Origin of the sequence: Neorhizobium sp. R1-B, from assembly GCF_004368875.1 — a bacterium.
In the GTDB taxonomy this organism is placed as follows: Bacteria; Pseudomonadota; Alphaproteobacteria; order Rhizobiales; family Rhizobiaceae; genus Neorhizobium; species Neorhizobium huautlense.
In genome coordinates this window covers 95,331-115,176 of record NZ_SOEM01000004.1, presented here as the reverse complement: position 1 = coordinate 115,176, position 19,846 = coordinate 95,331, and the positions used below count along the sequence as shown (strand labels likewise).

The 19,846-nt window shown below is 60.2% G+C and carries 20 protein-coding genes; 7 read left to right on the top strand and 13 right to left on the bottom strand.

Annotated features, from left to right (window positions below; all coding sequences use genetic code 11):
* Window positions 1–62 precede the first annotated feature (62 nt).
* A complete protein-coding gene (locus tag EDE05_RS07610) occupies window positions 63–959 on the top strand; it encodes a LysR family transcriptional regulator (protein WP_132409509.1) in 897 nt (298 codons plus the stop codon).
* Between the two features lie 293 nt (window positions 960–1,252).
* On the opposite strand, the gene EDE05_RS07605 is transcribed toward EDE05_RS07610, so the two are convergent.
* The 8 genes from EDE05_RS07605 to blh all read right to left on the bottom strand — a co-directional run bounded on the left by EDE05_RS07605 (window position 1,253) and on the right by blh (window position 6,098).
* Window positions 1,253–2,353: a nitroreductase family protein gene (locus tag EDE05_RS07605; RefSeq protein ID WP_348631310.1), complete on the bottom strand. Its 1,101-nt coding sequence runs from the start codon at window positions 2,351–2,353 to the stop codon at window positions 1,253–1,255.
* On the bottom strand, window positions 2,350–3,075 hold the full coding sequence (locus EDE05_RS27035) for a hypothetical protein (RefSeq protein ID WP_207914814.1): 726 nt from the start codon (window positions 3,073–3,075) through the stop codon (window positions 2,350–2,352). Before EDE05_RS27035 ends, EDE05_RS07605 begins: the two co-directional genes overlap by 4 nt.
* Complete coding sequence (locus EDE05_RS27030) at window positions 3,072–3,296, bottom strand: hypothetical protein (RefSeq protein ID WP_207914815.1); 225 nt, start codon at window positions 3,294–3,296, stop codon at window positions 3,072–3,074. Before EDE05_RS27030 ends, EDE05_RS27035 begins: the two co-directional genes overlap by 4 nt.
* On the bottom strand, window positions 3,272–3,481 hold the full coding sequence (locus tag EDE05_RS27025) for an FAD/NAD(P)-binding protein (RefSeq protein ID WP_207914816.1): 210 nt from the start codon (window positions 3,479–3,481) through the stop codon (window positions 3,272–3,274). Before EDE05_RS27025 ends, EDE05_RS27030 begins: the two co-directional genes overlap by 25 nt.
* A 145-nt stretch (window positions 3,482–3,626) precedes the next feature.
* Window positions 3,627–4,058 (bottom strand): YeeE/YedE family protein, encoded by a 432-nt coding sequence (locus EDE05_RS07595; protein WP_132409511.1) that lies wholly within the window; start codon window positions 4,056–4,058, stop codon window positions 3,627–3,629.
* Window positions 4,055–4,465, bottom strand: a complete 411-nt coding sequence (locus tag EDE05_RS07590; RefSeq protein ID WP_132409513.1) for a YeeE/YedE family protein — start codon at window positions 4,463–4,465, stop codon at window positions 4,055–4,057. Before EDE05_RS07590 ends, EDE05_RS07595 begins: the two co-directional genes overlap by 4 nt.
* Window positions 4,462–4,809, bottom strand: a complete 348-nt coding sequence (gene bigR / locus EDE05_RS07585; RefSeq protein WP_132409515.1) for a sulfite-sensing transcriptional repressor BigR — start codon at window positions 4,807–4,809, stop codon at window positions 4,462–4,464. The genes EDE05_RS07590 and bigR overlap by 4 nt, the downstream gene beginning before the upstream one ends.
* Entirely contained in the window at window positions 4,800–6,098 is a 1,299-nt protein-coding gene (gene blh, locus EDE05_RS07580; protein WP_134100635.1) for a bifunctional sulfur transferase/dioxygenase Blh, read from the bottom strand. The genes bigR and blh overlap by 10 nt, the downstream gene beginning before the upstream one ends.
* A 276-nt stretch (window positions 6,099–6,374) precedes the next feature.
* Here blh and EDE05_RS07575 point away from each other — a divergent pair, with 276 nt between their 5' ends.
* On the top strand, window positions 6,375–8,213 hold the full coding sequence (locus EDE05_RS07575) for a heavy metal translocating P-type ATPase (RefSeq protein ID WP_132409519.1): 1,839 nt from the start codon (window positions 6,375–6,377) through the stop codon (window positions 8,211–8,213).
* A 686-nt stretch (window positions 8,214–8,899) separates the two neighbouring features.
* Here EDE05_RS07575 and EDE05_RS07570 read toward each other — a convergent pair.
* A complete protein-coding gene (locus EDE05_RS07570; RefSeq protein ID WP_132409521.1) occupies window positions 8,900–9,730 on the bottom strand; it encodes a universal stress protein in 831 nt (276 codons plus the stop codon).
* Between the two features lie 294 nt (window positions 9,731–10,024).
* On the opposite strand from EDE05_RS07570, the gene EDE05_RS07565 reads away from it, so the two are divergent.
* Entirely contained in the window at window positions 10,025–10,306 is a 282-nt protein-coding gene (locus EDE05_RS07565) for a hypothetical protein (RefSeq protein ID WP_132409523.1), read from the top strand.
* 254 nt (window positions 10,307–10,560) lie between these two features.
* Window positions 10,561–11,088: an Hsp20/alpha crystallin family protein gene (locus EDE05_RS07560; protein WP_132409525.1), complete on the top strand. Its 528-nt coding sequence runs from the start codon at window positions 10,561–10,563 to the stop codon at window positions 11,086–11,088.
* 310 nt (window positions 11,089–11,398) lie between these two features.
* On the opposite strand, the gene EDE05_RS07555 is transcribed toward EDE05_RS07560, so the two are convergent.
* Entirely contained in the window at window positions 11,399–11,842 is a 444-nt protein-coding gene (locus EDE05_RS07555) for a host attachment family protein (protein WP_105372920.1), read from the bottom strand.
* Between the two features lie 464 nt (window positions 11,843–12,306).
* Here EDE05_RS07555 and EDE05_RS07550 point away from each other — a divergent pair, with 464 nt between their 5' ends.
* A complete protein-coding gene (locus EDE05_RS07550; RefSeq protein ID WP_132409527.1) occupies window positions 12,307–13,911 on the top strand; it encodes an MBL fold metallo-hydrolase in 1,605 nt (534 codons plus the stop codon).
* A 12-nt stretch (window positions 13,912–13,923) separates the two neighbouring features.
* On the opposite strand, the gene EDE05_RS07545 is transcribed toward EDE05_RS07550, so the two are convergent.
* Complete coding sequence (locus tag EDE05_RS07545) at window positions 13,924–14,907, bottom strand: zinc-dependent alcohol dehydrogenase family protein (protein ID WP_112799571.1); 984 nt, start codon at window positions 14,905–14,907, stop codon at window positions 13,924–13,926.
* Between the two features lie 193 nt (window positions 14,908–15,100).
* Between EDE05_RS07545 and EDE05_RS07540 the strand changes: the two genes are divergently transcribed.
* The gene (locus EDE05_RS07540) at window positions 15,101–15,682 is read left to right on the top strand and encodes a glutathione S-transferase N-terminal domain-containing protein (RefSeq protein WP_132409529.1); all 582 of its coding nucleotides are present in this window, start codon (window positions 15,101–15,103) and stop codon (window positions 15,680–15,682) included.
* Window positions 15,679–16,530: an alpha/beta hydrolase gene (locus tag EDE05_RS07535; RefSeq protein WP_132409531.1), complete on the top strand. Its 852-nt coding sequence runs from the start codon at window positions 15,679–15,681 to the stop codon at window positions 16,528–16,530. The genes EDE05_RS07540 and EDE05_RS07535 overlap by 4 nt, the downstream gene beginning before the upstream one ends.
* 164 nt (window positions 16,531–16,694) lie before the next feature.
* On the opposite strand, the gene EDE05_RS07530 is transcribed toward EDE05_RS07535, so the two are convergent.
* A complete protein-coding gene (locus tag EDE05_RS07530) occupies window positions 16,695–17,831 on the bottom strand; it encodes a DJ-1/PfpI family protein (RefSeq protein ID WP_134100631.1) in 1,137 nt (378 codons plus the stop codon).
* A 143-nt stretch (window positions 17,832–17,974) separates the two neighbouring features.
* Window positions 17,975–19,696: a thiamine pyrophosphate-requiring protein gene (locus tag EDE05_RS07525; protein ID WP_105372830.1), complete on the bottom strand. Its 1,722-nt coding sequence runs from the start codon at window positions 19,694–19,696 to the stop codon at window positions 17,975–17,977.
* Window positions 19,697–19,846: the final 150 nt, after the last annotated feature.

The window sequence follows — 19,846 nt, the reverse complement described above, 5'->3', positions numbered from 1 at the left end:
ATACTTCGCTTAATTTATCGATCCAGACCATAAGTCGTCTATGAAAACCGGACGGGGAAACGATGGCCAGGGAAGATTTCAACGACCTTTTATGGTTCCTGGCCGTGGCAGAGGAGCGGAGTTTCACCAGGGCTGCGGCCAAACTCGGTATTACTCAGTCCACGCTTAGCCACACGATCAAGCGCCTGGAGACACGCATGGGCCTGCGGCTTCTGTCCCGCACCACCCGTAACGTGGCGCTGACCGAAGCCGGTGAGCGTCTGTTTCAATCGCTGGCGCCTCGGGTCTCCGCCATAAGGGATGATCTTGCGGCACTCATGGCCCTGCGCGACAAACCGTCCGGCACTATTAGGATTACCTTGTCTGATCACGCGCTGGAAAGCATCGTCTGGCCCAGACTGCAGCCGATCCTTTCTGAATACCCCGATATCAAGCTTGAGCTGAGCCGGGATAACGGCTTGCGCAATATTGTGGAAGACGGTTTCGACGCAGGGATAAGGCTCGGCGAGAGCATCGAGAAAGACATGATCGCCATCAGGGTCGGTCCCGACTGGCGAATGCTGGCTGTCGCCTCGCCCCAGTACCTTGCCACGCAACCGCCGCCGCAGCATCCGCAGGACCTCGTACAGCATAACTGCATCAACATGCGCCAGGCCACCGGCGGCGGGCTCTACGTCTGGGAATTCGAGAAGGACGGGCAAGAGCTACGTGTCAGAGTCGACGGCCAGCTCACCTTCAATAGCTCTTACCCCATGATAGATGCTGCCATGAAAAATGGTGGCATCGCCTATCTGCCGGAAGATCTTGTCGCCGAACACATCGCGACTGGACGCCTCGTGCCCATGCTGGAAGAATGGTCGCCTCCATTTTCAGGCTATTTCATCTATTACCCGACCCGGCATCAGAACTCCCCTGCCTTCAAGGTCGTCGTGGATGCCTTGAGATACCACGGGCATTAGGCGGTAGGGACGAATTACGTTTCAGGGATTCCGGGCGGGCGCAATCGGTCCCAACTTGGCCACCCCCTCGGATAAGAGCCTCGCCAACTTCATCGATTCATCAAATTCGCCGCTACCGCGACATGGCTCGAGTGCCAGCTCGTTCCCAGAGAAGGTCTGCTGTAGACCGCGGCGCATCTGAGAAGCTGAGCAAGGGGTTCGAGCATCCGATTCCGCAACTACCGGAAAGGCCCGGGCCGTCGCCAATGACGCTTGTCCGCAGATCCCATGACGGCGAGGTCTCGTGTGTTCGCTTACGCCAGCACCGCCTCCACCGGGCGCCGCGGCGAATAGGGTAGCGTCGGCCCATATCCGAACCGCATGACGATGTCCGGCCGACGTCCAGGCAGGCCGGCGAGCGCGGCCAGCTCGGGTCGCAGTTGCGCGACTTCCACCGGTTGATTGATAAAGGCATGCTTGAGACCGAGCGCCGTCGCCTGCAGGGCGAAGCGCTGGCAGGCACGTCCGGCGCGGACCCAATGCTCCGCATCGTCGCGTTCGGAAACGAACACCGCTACGCCCGCTGACGAATGAAGCTGCCTTGCGTATTTATCGTTCTCGGTATCCGCGCGAAACGCGAGATCGAAGAGGTGCGGACCCAGCCAGCTCGGCAAGGATGGGTTGCCGCTCGTAGGGCCGAACAGCCCATCGCCAGATGCCATCGCCTGGCGCGGGTTGAAGCGCAACCAGGATTTCAGTTCGCGCATGAAGGCGGCGTCCGCCATCTGCGCGGTGTTTCCGGCGAGGACGAGATCCCGCACGCGATCCATCCCGGTCCTCCCGGTGATCAGCACGAGATCGACGCCCGGCATGTCTGCCGCCGCTACCAGAGCCCGGAGGTCTGCCGTGGAAACGCTTTTGCCGTCATAGTCGGCGCGGGTCGACTGGCGCCTCGGAATCGCCGCGAACAGATCGGATCGGCTCGCTGCTCCGTCGCCGAAAACCAGTGTCACGGTGCCTTCATGCGCCGGATCGAAGCTGATTTCTTTGGCAGGACGGCCAGCCGCGGAGGCGGCGAGCGCGAGGTTCTCGGCTGCGCATCCGAGGCTCGCAAACAGATGGTGGTCATCGGCATCGACCACCGGGGTGCGCCGCGTAGGGTCGGCGAGGATGTCAACGCGCCTCTCACCGAGGCGAAACCGCCACGGCTGCGTGTTGTGGCCGTTCGCGGCAAGCGTCGCGTAGCGGACAAGTTCGTGCAGCCGGGGGTTTTCAGAAAGCACGGCCCTGCTCGCCGCAATCGAAACTTCATACGCCTCCATCGAGCCCATCTGACGTAGGCTCCAATAGGTAGCACCTGCGCCCGCGATCGCCACCGCGCCGCCTCCGATGAGCAGACCGCGCCGCGTCATCATCCGAATAACTCCCGCGGCATGCTCTCATCCCGGCGGCCGGGGCCATCGGGCAGGAAGGCGACATGGTCGCGGCGGCAGATCGCCCGAACCGCTGCGCGCGCCGTCATGAGGCCGCACGGCAATCCTCCGCCGGGCTGCACCCATTGACCGACCATCCGGAACCGGTGGAGGCCCGGCAGAGTCTGGCGACGCGGCCGAAAGCCGACGCCTGGCGTAGGCAGAAAACCCTCCATGCTGCCTTTCCAGTTGCCGGTAAAGTGCATGACGCTGGCCGGCGTCGAAACATCCGTCACTTCGATGGCTTCGCGGACACCCGGCAGGCGGCGTTCGAGAATTTCGATCACGGCTGAAGCAATGCGCCGCTTCTCCACCTCGTAGGCGGTCGCATCCTTGCGCCGCAGATCCTGCCAATAGGCATAGTTCCATGTTGGCAGAAAGCAGGTGACCGCGGTCTTGCCTGCGGGCGCAAAGGTCGGATCGAAATGGAAGATGCGGAACGCGACGGTGTCGAGGCTGGTCTCGGGATCGATTTCGAGTGGCTTGGCCAGAGTTCGAGCGAGGAAGCCGGGTTCCTGCGAAAGGTCCCTTGCGACGCCCAACGAGACTTGCAGATAGGAAGGAAAGACCTTCTGGCTGTCGTAGAAGGCGTCGATCGCCGCGTTGCGATAGCGGCCCTCGAGCATATCGTAGATCGACGCGTGGCCGTCGGCGCCGGAGATCACCCAGCCGCCCTGATGATCTCGCCGTCGCTCAGCCTGACGCCCACGGCAACGTCATCCTCGACCAGGATCGTTTCGACTTTCGCCATGAGGCGCAATTTTCCGCCAAGCGCGCGGAAGCGTTGGGTGATCGCGTCGATGATCGACTTAGCGCCGCCCACCGCGTAACCCGCATTGCGTGCACTCATCCAGCCGAACATCAGCACGAGCGCGATGGCAGCCATGTCGGCCAGTGCAGGCAGGTTTCAAATGTGTAGCCGTTCCGCGTCCAGCTGGTCGCGAGGCCTCCCGGGATCGCATGCTGCTCCAGGATCGTCACCTGATAGCCGCAGAGCTGCGCGTAGACGCCGGTGCACAAGCCCGCGATCCCGCCGCCAATGATTACGATATGTCGAGCAGGTTCAGGCATGGAGAAACCCTCGTTGGACGAGGTAAAGCTGGGCGACTTTTCGGCTCCCTTCATTGAGGCAGGTCAAACGGCCGTCTTGTCACAAAGGTTGTCAGTTCAAACATCCACGGCACTGCCGTTTTCGCACTGCCAGCCGCGCCGCAGATCACGTCCGTCTGCTCCATACTCTGTCATACAAGGTCATTCCGCCCAGCATGGCTGCGACGAATAGGACCGTCTGGGGGAGGCCGACCGACAGGGATGCAACGGCCGGACCGGGACAGAAGCCGCCAATCCCCCAGCCCAGGCCAAACAAAGCCGAACCGACCACCAAGGGTGCATCGATCCGATTGTCCGTCGGCACATGGAAGCTGTCGTCGAGTACCGGACGCTCCATCCGCTTCATCACCTGCACGCCGGCGAAGGCGACGACGACCGCGCCGCCAAGAACGAACGCCAGGCTTGGGTCCCAGGCGCCGAAGATGTCGAGGAAACCCTGGACGCGGACAGGATTTAGCATGCCGGACAAGGACAGCCCGAAACCGAAGACGATGCCCGAAGCAAGCGCAGCGGAGAATTGAGATGCGTGGCGGTTCATAATCCGAATCCTCGCAGCACTGCGACGGCGACCACACCCGCCGTCATGAAGGTGGCGACGGCCACCATCGAGCGCGGCGACAGGCGAGCCAGGCCAAGGACGCCGTGGCCGCTGGTGCAGCCCGACCCCATCCTGGAGCCGAAGCCGACGAGCAGTCCGGCGACGATGATGAGCGGCCAGCCTGCCGTAATCTGCACAGTGGGCCAGCCGCCGAATACGAGCAGATAGGCGAGCGGCCCGAGGAGTAATCCGAGGACGAAGGCCACATTGGTGGTCAAGCCGATCCCTTGCGCAAGACGCCCGACAATCCCGCTGACCCCGGCGATGCGGCCGTTGAGGAGCAGGAGCATGACAGCAGATGTGCCGATCAACATGCCCCCGACCAATGAGGGGAGATATGTGTTCATTTGCCTTCCTTCACGCAGAAGATGTCATAAAGAGCGCCGACCAGCAGCGCGGCCTTTTCCTCCGTCAGGCGATAGAAGATTTGTTTCCCCTCCCGCCGCGTTTTGACGACGCCCGAGCCACGCAGCACGGTGAGATGCTGCGACAGATGCGGCTGGTGGACGTCGACCTTCTCTTCAAGCTCCCCGACGGAATACTCGCTCTCCACCAGGGTGCAGACGATCATCAGGCGCGCCGGATGGGACAGCGTCTTCAACAGGTTTGCCACCTCGCCCGCGCGCAGGGACATCTCCGCCGGAGACAGCCCTGCCTTCATCATCATCTTCAGGTCGGTACTCATTCCCACGCGGCTCCTTGCAAGGCATCCAGCGGAAACTTCAGGTAGCGCTTGCCGTTGGCTTCCGGTTCTGGCAGGCGGCCGCCGCAGATATTCACCTGCAAGGCATGCAGGATGAGCTTCGGCATCTGCAGCGTCTTGTCGCGCTTCGTCCTCAGCGCGACGAACTCTCGCTCCGTCACTCCGGCAATATGCGGGTTGGACTTCCTTTGCTCGGCGACAGTGCTTTCCCAGCGAGGCGCGCGGCCGTCGGGCTGGTAGTCGTGGCCGGTGAAGATCCGGGTCTCATCCGGCAATGCCAGAATACCCTGGATCGACTTCCATAAAACCCGTGCATCACCACCCGGGAAGTCCGCGCGCGCGGTGCCGCTGTCTGGCATGAAGAGCGTGTCATGCACAAAGACGGCGTCACCGATCACATAGGTGATGGAGGCAAGCGTATGTCCGGGCGAAAACAGCACCTTGGCCTCGATCGAACCGATCTTGAAGGTCTCGCCATGGGCGAACAGCCGGTCCCATTGCGAACCATCGGTCGCGAGCTCCGGCCAGTTGTAGATGCCTTTCCACAGCTTCTGGACGTCCACCACGTGCTCCCCAATGGCCGTTTGAGCGCCGGTCTTCTGCTTCAGATATTGTGCCGCTGAGAAGTGGTCCGCATGCGGATGGGTGTCGAGGATCCAGTCGACTGTGAGATTGTTGTCGCGGATATAGTCGAGAATCGCATCGGCATTGATGGTCGCGGTCGCTCCGGCCTTCTCGTCGAAATCGAACACGGGATCGATGATGGCGCAGTTGCCCGTTTCCGGGTCGGACACCACGTATTGGACGCTCCAGGTGCGCTTGTCGAAAAAGCCCTTCACCTGCGGCCTGCGCCCGGCATGCTTGGTGAGCCAGGCTGCAGCTGAACTGGTGTCGAACCCGCAACCGCGCCCGAACTCCACGACCTCGTCGGCAGACATGCGGCCGTCAAGGACCTCACCGATCAAATAGATGCTCAAGGAACGTTTGCCCGTCTGACAATGCGCGACAACCGGCCCGTCCGACTCCTTAACGGCGCGCTGAAATGCCCGCACATCCGCTTCGGTGATCGTATCCGCCGTGACAGGGATGAAGGCGTAGGAGAGGCCGCAGTGTTTTGCCTCCTGCTGTTCGGCGTGGGTCCCCGGTTGGGCGGGATCTTCGTTGTCCGGCCGGTTTTTGATGAGCGTTCGGAAGCCTCTGTCGCGAAACGACCGGATGTCCTCGATGCTCGGTTGCGGCGAGATCGACAGCTTTTTGGATATCTCGATGACAGGCATGGTTAGCTCCGTTAGCTCAACTCAATATTCATTATATTATATTATATTATATTATATATTGATATAATTTCAAGGGCACGCTCGAAGCGGACGCTCGTCCAGCTTTCTCGTTCGATATCTTTCCATATATAGTTGTTCGAGCCGTACTCCTGGTGTTGATATCGATCTGCCTGTTGCGGATCTGCCGCGACGCTGGAGAACGCCTCCAAGTGGCAAAGGTCCGGGTCAGCGCTAACCGGAATGGCGGTTGCTGTTGCTTTACCGGAGGCCTGATACATGGACCACTCGAGGGAAGATCGACTGAAGGCCGTTCTCCTCGTTGTCGCGATCGGCGGGCTCCTCCTGGGGCTTGGACTATCCCTTTCCGGCTGGGACGAAGCGGCGCGGCTTGCCTGGACCCTCGCCACCCTCCCCGTCTTGATGGCGCTCTTCATGGAAATTTTCCGGAGTCTATGGCACGGGGAAACGGGTCTGGACATAGTTGCGGCGCTTTCGATGACAGCAGCGCTCACCTTTGGCGAGACGTTGGCGGCTACGATTGTCGCTGTGATGTATACGGGCGGCACGTTCCTCGAGAGCTTCGCCGATGGGCGAGCCCGCCGCGAAATGCACGATTTGCTTTCCCGAGTGCCGCGGACAGCGACACGCTACTTCGGCGTAGGCCTTCAGGAACTTCCGGTCGATGGCATCCGGCCCGGCGATCGGCTTCTCATCCGCCAGGGGGACATCGTCCCGGTTGACGGGACCGTCGCCGCCAATGGCGCCTTCGTCAACATGTCCGCACTGACCGGCGAATCTCTTCCCGTATCGCTCGCCAGAAACGAAGACGTGCTGAGCGGTTCGACGAACGCAGGAGACGCGTTCGACCTCATCGCTACGCATGAAGCCAAAGATAGCACTTACGCAGGTATTGTGCGCCTGGTCGAGGACGCACAACGCTCCAAGGCTCCCATGTCCCGGCTCGCCGACAGATGGTCGATAGGATTCCTGGCGATCACTGTGATGATTGCCTTTGCCGCATGGTGGTTCACAAGAGACCCGATCCGGGCGGTCGCGGTGCTGGTCGTGGCGACGCCCTGTCCGTTGATCCTGGCGGTGCCCGTGGCTCTCGTGGCGGGGCTTTCGCGTGCCGCCCATTTCGGCGTCCTTATCAAGGGCGCACATTCACTCGAGAACATGGCTCGCATCCACACTCTGGTCCTGGACAAGACGGGGACGCTCACCGACGGCCGGCCCCAGATCGCCTCGATCCACAGCCCGTTGGGCTACACTGAGGACGAAATCCTACGGTTTGCCGCCTCCGTGGACCAAGCATCGAAGCACCCTATCGCCCAGGCTATCGTTGCGGCGGCCCGGCGGCGAAATCTCCCTCTCGCTCTGCCGTCGGAGGTAAACGAGGTGGCGGGAGAAGGGATAGCGGGCTGCGTGGACGATAAGGAGGTGACGGTCGGCGGCAATGGCTTCGTGGAAAGGCGCGTCCAAGCCACGCCATTTTCCATTCCGGAAACCGCAGCCGGTTCGGTTGTCGTCGCTGTCGCGATTGCAAACAGGCTGGTTGGTTACATATTGATGGCCGATCCGGTGCGGGAAGAGGCGGCGGAGATGCTTGACGGGTTACGCCACGAAGGCATCCGGCGTATTCTGCTCGCCACCGGAGATCGCGCCGCTGTAGCCGAACGTGTCGCCGATGGCCTCGGTCTCGATGGAATTCGTTCCAGCCTCACTCCGGATCAGAAGGTACTGGTGGTACTGACGGAGCGAAAGAACGGACCTGTCATGATGGTTGGGGACGGCGTCAATGATGCGCCGGCCCTTGCGGCGGCAGACGTCGGCGTCGCGATGGGCGCGAGGGGAGCCGCCGCCTCCGCCGAAGCAGCGGACATCGTCCTTCTGGTGGACAGGATCGACAGGCTCCGTACCGGGATAGAGATCGCCAGGCGATCACGCAGGATTGCGATCGAGAGCGTTGTCGTAGGGATCGGCCTTTCGGTGTTCGCCATGGTGGCTGCAGCGCTCGGCTTCCTGCGCCCGGTCGAGGGAGCAATCCTGCAAGAGGCAATCGACGTCGCCGTCATTCTAAACGCGCTTCGGGCGCTAAGGATAAACCCGCGATGAAGAGAATGGGCGCTGCTTGCTGCTTCATCTGACGGACGCCGATGCCGTCTATGCGGGTTTCGGCGAGCGGGCTCCACGCCCGCTGGCAAAGATTGATCCGTCCGCCATGGATGAAACGCAGTTCCCGGCAGGATCGACGCGGCGGCCCGCTTTTCAAGGAAGCCAGGCGTCGAGCCGTCATAGGCGGCCTGGAAGATGCCGCTGAAATTATTGCAGGGACAAAAGGAACTGTCTTTGAGAGGGATCAAAGATGATCTTCGCGGGGGGTGGCTACAATAACAATTGGAGGCTTTGCCTGGTTCGCCGGCATGAACGTCCAGCTCAGGCACATGCAGGAGGCGTCATTGGATCTTCATCGCGCAGCAGTCGAGAAATTATGGGAACGACATCGTCCATCTGACGCCCGCGGCCATGGCAAACTGCCAAGTCCGAATAATTCTTCCCCCGAAGAAACGATCAGTGTCGAAGCATTCTGCGGTTGCCATGGCATTGACGAGGCCGAGATCAGGCAGCTTCAACGGCTTTTGGGTCCCTTCGCTATCAGAAATGAGCTGTGGGCGAACATTCGTCGTCAGCCGCGCTTCAGATAGCCATCGGAGCACGACAATGCCCGCAGCACCGGCTGCGGGCATTGATCTGGTCCAACCCTGTTTCCCACCCCGCATACAGCAGGTCGCGACATCGGATCAGCGGGCGAGGAAGACGGGAAAATCGCACCTGTCCAGGATCGAGGCCGTGACGCCACCGAATATCCTCTCGCGAAGCCGCGAATGCCCATAGGCTCCCATGACGATCAGATCGCAATCGAAATCGAGCGCACGCTGCTCCAGAACTTCGGCGACGGGCCGTCCGCCGCTGGCAACCTGCTCGACCTGCACGGTGGCGCCGTGCCGGGCAAGATAGGTCGCCATGTCCGCGCCAGGCTCTCCGCCATTTTCCCAATAGGAACTGTCTGGATCGATCAGCACGACGTAAACGAGGTCCGCGGAAACGAACATGTCCAGCGCCTCTCGGGCGGCGCGAGCCGCCTCGCCCCGAGAATTCCAACCGAGCAATATCCGTTTGGGCTTCAAAGTCGACGCACGCTCCTTGGAGGCCAGGAGAAGCGGTCGGTGGGCATCGAAGACCGCACCGTTTATGATCGCCTTGGCAAGTTGAGGATCGCCGCGAACTCCATCGCCCAGAATGACCACATCCGCATAGAGCGCGCGCCTATATATCTCCTCGTCGAGCGTGACAGTCTCGGCATAGACTTCGCCGACGTCAAAAGACAGCCCGCTTGCTTTGCATTCTGCTTCCGCCTTCTTCCGGATCTCATCGAGAATTTTCAGCTCATCGTATCGCTGATCGAGCCATGCGGTACCGGCTGGAAAATCGCCGACATTTGGCGGTAGGGCCAGGCCTGCAACAACGATGGAAAGGTGAGCCTCGAGTTCCGAGCCGAGTGCGATAGCTTTCTTGATATCGGACGCAGCGCCGGAGGCACCTATGACGGCAAGAACTGTCTTGAAAGGCATGGCACGTTCCCTCACGATGGGCCTTAATTGACCTGATACCGAAAAGTTGTAACCGCGTAGCAGCGGGCAACGATGATCTGCGTCAAAGTGGTTGGCGAATTTCGACGCATAGAACCACAGCCCCGAAGATCATTGATGGGGACTAACGTTCTCCAGATGCTCCACCTTCTCATACAAACACGCGACCAATGGTGGGGCCGACAGAAACCTAGAGGTGCCCGCAGCATTGATCTCGATCACTGAAGATATGCGGGACATGCCTATACTGGAGCCTTCTACAGCGAGGAGGATGCTATGCCATTGAAGCTCAAGTCAGGATTTATGACATCCGACGGAGACGAAGGCCGCCTCTTGATGGATTCGGGAACAGGCGACCAGGTCGTGCTTGTGACTCATGACGCGCTCGAAACCATCGCCAATCCGCCACGAGCAGATGAATTCAGGCTCCAAGAATATGTCGACCTCTTTAGCCAGATCGCAAGTGACAAGTTCGACAGGAAGGAATTCGACGCCGTCGGCCATATTCGCGTGACGTCTGAGGACATCCGCACCTTCCGCTCCCTGCATGCGCGATAGCGTTGCTGGCTTTAACGGCCGGTGGAAAGACATCCGTTCCGTAAACCGCCACCACGAGTATAGGCAACAGGAACTTGCTCCCTGCCTAATCGAAAAATTCATCGAAGCTCCTCGGCCATATATCATTGATGCTGGTCAATGCGTGCAAATCTGACACGAGCTTGAATTACGGTGCTCGATGAAGAGCTGCCACCGGGACGAGGAGAGCGCTTGTTTGCGCTGCATAAAGTCCCTTAACAGCAAAGGAGAATGTAATGGTTGAGGCTGCGACGAAACTGCCCGTTCAGAAGGATGAAAAGCCAGTACAACCGGCTGGTCCCTTCTGGTCTCCCTTCCAAACGCTTCGCAATGAGATTGATCGGCTGTTCGAAGATTTCGCTCCGACCTCCTGGCGTAATCCGGAACGCTCCTTGTTCGGCCGAGCCATGCCGTCGTTGAACGGCTGGGCCACCGCGCCGGCTGTCGATATTGTTGAGAACGACGACGCTTTTGAAGTCACCGCGGAAGTTCCTGGCATCGACGAAAAGAACCTCGATGTGAAGCTTTCGAACGGTTACCTGATCATCCGCGGTGAGAAGACCGAGGAAAAGGAAGAAAAGCAGAAGGAATATCACGTCTCGGAACGCCGTTATGGCTCCTTCCAGCGGACGTTCCAGCTTCCGGACGGGATTGACGCCGAGAAGGTGGAGGCGACCTTCCATAAAGGCATTTTGAAGGTCAAGCTGCCCAAGAGCGCAGAAGCTAAGAAGAACGAGCGCAAGGTTGAGATCAAAGCTGCTTGATCGACCGGCTCTTGCTTTCCAACCCGGCGCGCATCAATATTTTGCGCGCCTTTTCTTTTTAGTCGGCCAATAGCTAACAGCCGCTCCAACCGCTCCAACATATCCATAACGTGGTCGGGCGGATCGAGACGGGAGAATTGCTGGTGAGTCGCCCCGCAGATACCATCAGCTTGGACACTACGAACCGGAGTTTCGATGAGCGGCCCGGCGTCTGCAGTCGCAGACGTCGTTATTGAAGCAATTGCTGAATACCGCGGGGTTGCATGAGTTGAAAGAGACCGGCAGGCAGTATCCGGCGGTCTCTTTCAGACTAGAAGGCCAGGTGCTTTTCGATTTCCTGCACCGGTAGCTTGATAAGATCCTTATCATACTCTGCAAGGATCAGCTTTCTGACCGAGACCGGCATCGCGTGACGCAGGTCTGCAAGCGCCTTCGGCGGTGCGACGACCACCAGCTTATGGACTTTCTTTTCTTCGCAAATCGCCTCCAACCTCTCGGCGACAGTGACGGAGAAGTGTTCCTCTTCCTGCTCATGGAAATCGGTTTGTCCAAGCGCGCTGCGTCGGCTACCGACCGCCGCTCGACCGGGCCTGTCCGTCCCCTGGCTACGTGCCGAAGGATTGTCAGGCGCTTCGATCACCTGTTCGACCTCCAACGCCAGTTTAAACGCCGTACCGGTATTGCGCAGCAAAAGTGCCTTCTGCCCGTCCGCAACGAGCACCCAGGCGTCGTAGGGAATGACCTTGCTCTTCATCACACACCCTCCTTGGAGATAGGAGCAGGATAATCATTTCAGAAGGGACGGATTTGATCAGCATCAATCATCCTACCGTTCTGGGCTCGGCCACCAGAAGCGCCTTTGACGCTGCTCGATACCATCCGCGGAAAAGATGGAGACCGTCCTGGAAGACGTGCGGATCTTAATATGCGACCGAAAAATTCCGCTCTCCCCGACATGACGGGCCTGCTCGAGGAGATCGCCAAATCCGGCCCACCGCTTCCGGCCGCCCGGCGAAATGGTTACCGCATATTCGCCGACCGGCGGAAGAACCGCAATCTTGAGAAGCGGAACAGCGACGTGAACGCCGCCCGATCCGGAGAGCGTAACTGCTCTTTGAAGAGCATAAGTACGGTGATTTCCGTCAACTTGCCGACAGTGCGGATGAGTTAGACGGAGAAATACGATATCTATTCATTTAAGACACAAGGAGGCCCGCGTTGAACGATCACTCCCCGCGTATCGCGTTCCACGGAGCAGCCGGCACTGTAACCGGCTCCTGTTTCCTCCTTGAGTTCGGAGATATCCGAATCCTCATCGATTGCGGGATGTTTCAAGGCTCAAAGACGGAAAAGGAACTCAATTATCGTCCTTTTCCGTTCGCACCCTCATCGTTGGATGCGGTTCTCCTCACACATGCCCATATCGATCACAGCGGCTTGCTTCCCAAGCTCGTTAAGGATGGCTTTGCCGGTCCGATCTTTTGCACGCCGGCGACCTTGGATCTGTGTGCAGTCATGCTGCCCGATTCCGCTCACATCCAGGAAATGGAAGTGGAGCAACTCAACCGGCGCAATGAGCGGCGGGGCCGCAAATCTGTCGATCCGATCTATACCGCGGCTGACGCTATGGCCGCTCTGGTTCAGATGAGAACTGTTGGGTTCGAGCAATGGGAGGAACTGGATCCGGCCATCCGCTTCCGTTTCTGGAATGCTGGGCATCTTCTCGGATCAGCCTCCATCGAGGTCGAGATCGGGACGGCCGCGGCGCGCCAGCGGCTTCTTTTCTCAGGCGATATCGGCCCGAGCCACAAGCTGCTGCAATTCGATCCTGAAGCCCCTCCCGGCTGGGACTATGTGATTTGCGAGAGCACCTACGGCGACGTCGACCGCCACGATCCTTCCGACGAAGCGCGGCGGACCATGTTGCGTGATGAGGTCCGCCATGCCTGTCGCCACCGGGACGGAGCTCTCCTTATACCATCCTTCGCCGTCGAACGTACTCAGGAGCTTTTGGCCGACCTGATCAATCTTATGGAGAGACACCAGATTGACCAATGCCCGATCGTCATCGACTCTCCGTTGGCCCTGCGAGCAACCGAGGTCTTCAAGAAACATGCCCGGGACCTCGAGAACGGTGACCTGCTGCTTCGTGCCCTTCGAGCCAGGAATGTCCGGTTTACCGAAACCGCCGAGCAATCCAAGGCGATTGACAACATGCGAGGTTTCCACATCGTCATCGCGGCGAGTGGCATGTGCGAGGCTGGCCGTATACGACATCGCCTGAAAAATTGGCTGTGGCGGGAGGAAGGGACCGTTCTCCTCGTAGGCTATCAAGCTACCGGAACGCTGGGACGCCTGTTGGAAGACGGTGCCCCTACCGTCCGGATCCAGGGCGACGAGATTGCCGTAAGAGCAAGCATCCGCAAGCTTGACGTCTACAGCGGCCATGCCGACGGGCCGGAACTCGCTGCATGGCTTGCGGCACGCGCGCCGGTCCGGAGAGCCGTATTTCTGGTCCATGGGGAACTGCCCGCAGTCGCGGCCATGAAGGAGCGCATTTCCACCCTGCAGCCTCACGTCAGGGTCATAGAGCCATCGCTCGATGCCGAGTATGCTCTGACGCCCAGGGAACCGAGAGAGATTTCCATCGCGCAGGCTCCGCCGAGGCTCAACGCATTGCAGGTTGGCCGTAGGGACTGGCACAACGACTTCCAGTCTCTGATTCTGGATCTCCAGGAGAAACTGGACAGGGCGGCGGACGAAAAAGCTCGCGGAGCAATCCTGCGAAAGGTCAGACGTGCCCTCTCGGGCTCCGAGGAGTAAGGCGTTAACTTGTCAGGGGATGAGGACGGCTGCGCCGCTCAGGCGCCCTTCCCTAAGATCATCGAGTGCGCGGTTTGCATCTGCGAGCGGATAGACGACAGTATGCGTCCTCACGTTTGCTGCCGCCGCGGTCGGGAAGAACTCCTGCGCATCTTCCCTGGTGAGGTTCGCGACGGAGACCACCTGCCGCTCCTCCCAAAGAAGGGCGTAGGGCATCTGCGGAATGTCGCTCATATGAATGCCACCGCAAACAACCCTCCCACCCTTTTTGATTGCCTTCAATGCTGCCGGCACCAGACTGCCGACTGGAGCGAAAATGATCGCCGCATCCAATGGCGCCGGCGGCGGCTCATCGGAACCACCCACCCATGCCGCACCGAGTTCCTGGGCAAAAGCCTGCGCCTGCCTGTCGTCCGGCCGCGTAAAGGCGTAGACCTGCCTTCCTTGCCAGCGGCAGACCTGCGCTATGATGTGCGCGGCCGCTCCGAACCCGTAAAGCCCCATCCGCCTGCCTTCTCCCGCCTTCTTCAGGGATCGCCAGCCGATCAAGCCCGCGCAGAGAAGTGGTGCCAAGGCAACAGGGTCGGCCGCCATCGGAAGATCGAAGGCATAGGCAGCATCTGCCACCGCATGCGTGGCGAAACCGCCGTCCCGCGTGTAGCCCGTAAAAAGAGGATCATCACAAAGGTTTTCGGCCCCCGACTTGCAATAGCCGCAATGACCGCAGGTATGGCCGAGCCAGGGAATCCCGACTCGTGAACCGATTCTCGCCGGGGGAACTCCCTCCCCGACCGCATCCACGATGCCGACGACCTCATGGCCGGGCACAAGCGGAAGTTTTGGGTTCGGAAGATCCCCGTCGACCACATGCAGATCGGTCCGACAGACCGCACATGCCTCTATCCGGACACGGAGCTCTCCCGCTTTCGGTTCAGGATCTGGCCGCTCCACCAGTTCGAGCGGCTTTCCGACCTCATGCAATACCATGGCCTTCATAAGGAACCTCCGCGCAATCGTCCATCCGTTGCAAGGCGTCGCTGGCTCGCCGCTCCGCCTGCGAGCTTCCGCGGAAAGTCGCTCCATAAACTACACCCGATCTGCCTCCTCAAAAACCGATTGCAAAATAAAATCGGTACGCTATTATGCAACCAGTTGCAAATTGCAATCAATATCAGGAGCAAATGGATCAATGAAGCTCTACTATGCGCCCGGCTTCACTAGCCTCGCCGACCACATCGCATTGCTGGAGGCTGAACTCCCGTTCAAGCTGGTCAAGGTCGACATCGAGACGAAGCAGATCGAAGGCGGCGGCAGCTATACGGCCATCAACCCAAAGGGCTACGTGCCGGCGCTTGAGTTCAACGACGGCGAGGTGCTGACCGAAAATGTCGCGATCCTGGCCTGGGTCGCCGATCGCGCACCGCAGCTCGCGCCGCAGGGTCATCTGGGCCGCGAGCGCCTGCTCGAAATGCTGAGTTTCATCGCGACCGAGATTCACAAGCGCTTTCCCACTTACCTGTCGCTTCCTGAAGGCATCCGGGAGCAGACCGCTCAGGAAATACTGCACTGGTTTGGCTTCGCAGCAGGCCGATTGGAGCGGGGATATCTGTTTGGAGAGACATTCACTGTCGCTGATCCCTATCTCTTCCAACTGGCGTGGGGTGCAGCTCAACTCGGCTTTCCGCTGCCCGAGCCCCTTGGCGATTATATCGCGCGGATCGAACAGCGGGCCGCCGTACAAGCGGCGCTTCGCCGGGAGGGCTTGGCATGAGTGAGCTTGTTATCCGCACTGACAGGCTCGAGCTCGCCACGCAGAGCTTCGGCGACCCGGTGCATCCACCCGTCATTCTGATCATGGGCGGGATGGCATCGATGTTGTGGTGGCCGGAGGAATTCTGCCGGCGGCTCGCTGAACAGGGCCTCTTCGTCATCCGCTACGACCAGCGCGACACAGGTCTTTCGACAAAATATCCGCCCGGTCGGCCCGGCTACACTTTCAACGACGCCGTCGATGATGTCTTCCGCGTGCTCGACGGCTACGCGATTTCGAGCGCGCATCTCGTCGGCTTTTCTCTCGGCGGCATGATCGGCCAAGGCGCCGCATTGAAGTTTCCGGAACGCGTGCTTTCCCTGACGGCGATCAGCACCTCGCCGGTCGGGGTGGACAAATCGCATTTCCCTCCGAGCGGCGAGGCCTGGATGGAGCATATGTCCGTGGAGGCGGATTGGTCGGACCGCTCAGACGCCGTCGCATATCTGGTCGAGGATGCGCGCCTGACCGCCGGGACGGCACATACGTTCGACGAAGCCGGGACCCGAGCCTTCCTTGAACGAGATTTCGACCGCTCCGGAGGTTATCTCAGCGCCACCAACCACAGCATCCTCTTTGAGGTCGGCGAAATATGGCGGGGCCGGCTGAACGAGATGATGGCGCCGCTTCTTGTCCTTCATGGCACGGCCGATCCAGTCTTCCCGCTGGCGCACGGCGAGGCACTGGTGCGAGCTGTGGTCGATGCAAAGCTCGTAAAGGTAGAGGGTGGCGGCCATGAAATTCATCCCGAAGATTGGCGACAGATCATTTCCGCCATCGACGAACATGTCCGAACATCCGCCCAGTAACAGTAACAGGCCAAATGAGGGTTGAGAACTGGATCGTGCCAACGTCTATGATGCCGGCAAGGAGTCGGCGTTTATAATCTCGCACCGAAATGGATCGGGCATTGATGCCGACTGACCTGCAGGCGCTACCGCACATTCGGTTATAGCCGGCACTTCGGGCGTGGTCAGCGCGGATATTCGAGCTGCATGGCGACCACATTGGTGGTGGGGTGACCGTAGCGCCCCGCAATCGCCTCCAGCGCCTGATCGAGCGCATCCGCCGGCTTCCGGTCGGGAAAGGTCGACGCGCGACGCCCTTCTGGCCAGTTCACACGCACCTGGTCCGGCATGACACGAATACCGCTGCGCGTTTCTACGACATCCGTCGAGGTGGAAAAGATCGTGACGCTCGAACGGTAGGTCCGCGACCAGACATCGGCCACCAGGGCAAGCGACACCTCATCCATGCGCGGCTCGACGCGGATGCCGAGCTCATCCCGGTTCCACAAGGCCACCTGGTTGGCAAGTACGGTCGTCGCAAACGGTCGAGTCAGTTTAAAAGCAGCGCTGGCATGCCGCGCATCCCACCGCTCGAGCCCGAGATCACGAGCCGCCGCTTCGGCCTTAATTCGGCCAGCGATCGCTTCGATCAACGTCAACATCATCGGCATTGAGGCGGTGATGCCGGTTGTCGTGGCGACGTTTCCGTCCGACACCATACGGCGATCGGCTACATATTCGATCGTCGGGCTGCGGCGAAGCATTTCACTCAGGTAATACCAGTGGGTGGTGGCGCGCCGCCCATCGAGAAGACCTGAAGCGCCGACGACCTTGGCGCCGGCGCAGATACCAATGATCTTCGCGCCCTTCTCCGCCTGGCTCCGTAGCCATGCAAGCGCTGCCGGATCGTCGTCGCGGCTCATGGCGGGCACGATGACGTAGTCCGCTCCGTCGGGATGGTTGGCGTCGAACTCCGTGATCGTCGCGTCCGGCTCGACCTTCAGGGCCGGATAGAGCTGAACCGGCCCCGGCCTGGTTGCCAGCATCATCACGTCGGCGACGTCCGCCCGCCGCAGGATGCCGGTAGGTACGAGATAGTCGGTCGTTTCGGTGGCATCGTTGATGCCGATGACCGCGACAAGCGGCCGCTCGCGCTTGGTTGGCCTGAGCGAAGCAAGCATCGCGTCCGCCTCCGCCTGCGGTACGAGGGGTGCATTTGCAGCCCTCGTACCAGACGGCAGGCTGATCATCCAACCGCCAAAACCTGCCATGCCAAGAGTGGCAACCGCGGCGGCACCCCATATCAAGACGGATTTCCGCATAGCTGAACTGCTCCGACGGTATCCACGAGTCTTTGAGAGCAGTCACTCCACGTGATGCTTTCGCTGATTAGCGCAATACTACCAAAGCACGCGTCTGACTGAAAAGATAAAAGCCGTCGTGAGAATTTGGGCTTACGCCGATTTCAGCGGTCGTCTGAAACGGCAATCCTGAGTTCGAGCATCGCCTGCCTTTTCTCCTTGCGGATCACGCCAATGGCGCGCTCCAGTGCCCCCGGAAGGTCGCGCCCGTGCTCGACCCGTTCAGTGTAAGCTCGGCTTGCGGCCGCGATCGCGCTGTAGTCCGGAGAAGGTTCAAGCGAGACGAGAGGCATCTTGTTCGCCATAACTGCCGCCCCATCCGGATAACTGCTGACGACGGACCGGCGGACCGCGTTCCAAATGCCGTTGTTTTTGACGATTGTTAGAATAGGGAGTTCCAGTGCCTCTGCAATCTGATGACATGCAACAGGATTGGCGAACATATAGGAACCATCGCCGATACAGGCGATGCAGAGCCTGTTGCGGTCGGCAAGCTGCGCTCCGAGCGCTGCCGGCAGTCCCCATCCAAGCCCGCCGGAATGCGGATTGTTGAAGATGCGATTGGGACCGCTCACCTTCATCACCTCCGGTACGACGCCGAGTTCAGAAAAAATCACCGCCCGACTGTCGATCGCCTCGGAAATGCAGCGGCTCATCCATTCGGCGGACATCGGGCTCTCACACCCTGCAGCAGCCAGTGCGGCGGCGCGCTCCACGCGCTGCTGCGCCCGCGCGGCGATCATCCTCCGCCGCTCCTCGGCACCGCCCGCCAACGGCCGCACCGCCTCGCGAAGCGCGGCCATGGCCGCGGCCGGATCGCTGACGATCGCAAGATCACTGCGATGACCGCGGATCGGCATGCGCTGGAAATGCGGATCGGGCCCTATCTGGATTACCCGCGTATTACTGTCCGGGCGGTGGAGCGACTCCATCCAGGGAATGGCGCTGTCGATCACCAGCACGACGTCCGCCTCCTTGAGCGGCGCCTTGACGTCATAGCCGAGAAACATCGAGTGCTCCGACGGCATCACGTTTCGCACCGTGTAGGGCTCGACGACCGGGATGGCGAACTCCTCCGTAAATCGAAGGATTTCCGCGGCCGCCTTTCCATCGGGACCGCTGCGCTGGCATATGACAAGCGGCGCGCGAGCCGCGGCAAGCCAGGCAGCAGCCGTTCGGATCGCCTCCGGGTCGGGATAGGCGACCGACGATACCGCTTGCGGGGAAACCGACTGCCCGGCAATAGGCGGGACAGCGTCCATCAAAGGCTCCCGTGGAAGGCTGACATAGACCGGCCCGCGCGGCTCGCTCATCGCAAGGCGCGTCGCACGGGTCGCAAGGATCTCGCCCTGCTCCGGGTAGCGCATTTCATAGTGAAATTTGGTGACGTCGCTTACCATCGAGGATTGATCGTACATCTCCTGCCCATACTGGATGGGCGTCACTCTGGTACCGCGGCGGCCGCTTTCGGTGATCGGCGTACGCCCTGAAAGCACCACCACGGGAACGTTGTCGCTCGCCGCATTGATCACTCCCATGACGGAATTTGCCAGGCCGACATTGACATGCACCATCGTCGCCTGCGGCCGGCCGGTGACGAGGTAATAACCGTGGGCCATGGCAACACTCGCAGTCTCATGCGGGACCGTGATAGGTTCGGGAACGGAGCTTTTATCAAGCGACACAAAGGCTTCGATAATCGGCGGAAAGTCCGTACCGGCATTGGCGAAGATGTAATCGATGCCATTGCGCTTGAGCCCCAAAAGGAGGGATTCCGCGCCCGTCGTCAGCGTTTGGACCTCCGTTCCTTCAGTCGCTTCGTCCATGAGGTCCTCCCAGTGTCCGTTTATCAGCCCCGCCCGGCCGTCCCGACCAACTCGCGTCACCTCAAAAATGCACTTGTAAATTATCAAAATGCAAGAGATGATCGATCAATAATCTCTCTTAATGAGATTTTATGTCGGTTGCTTGGCCGA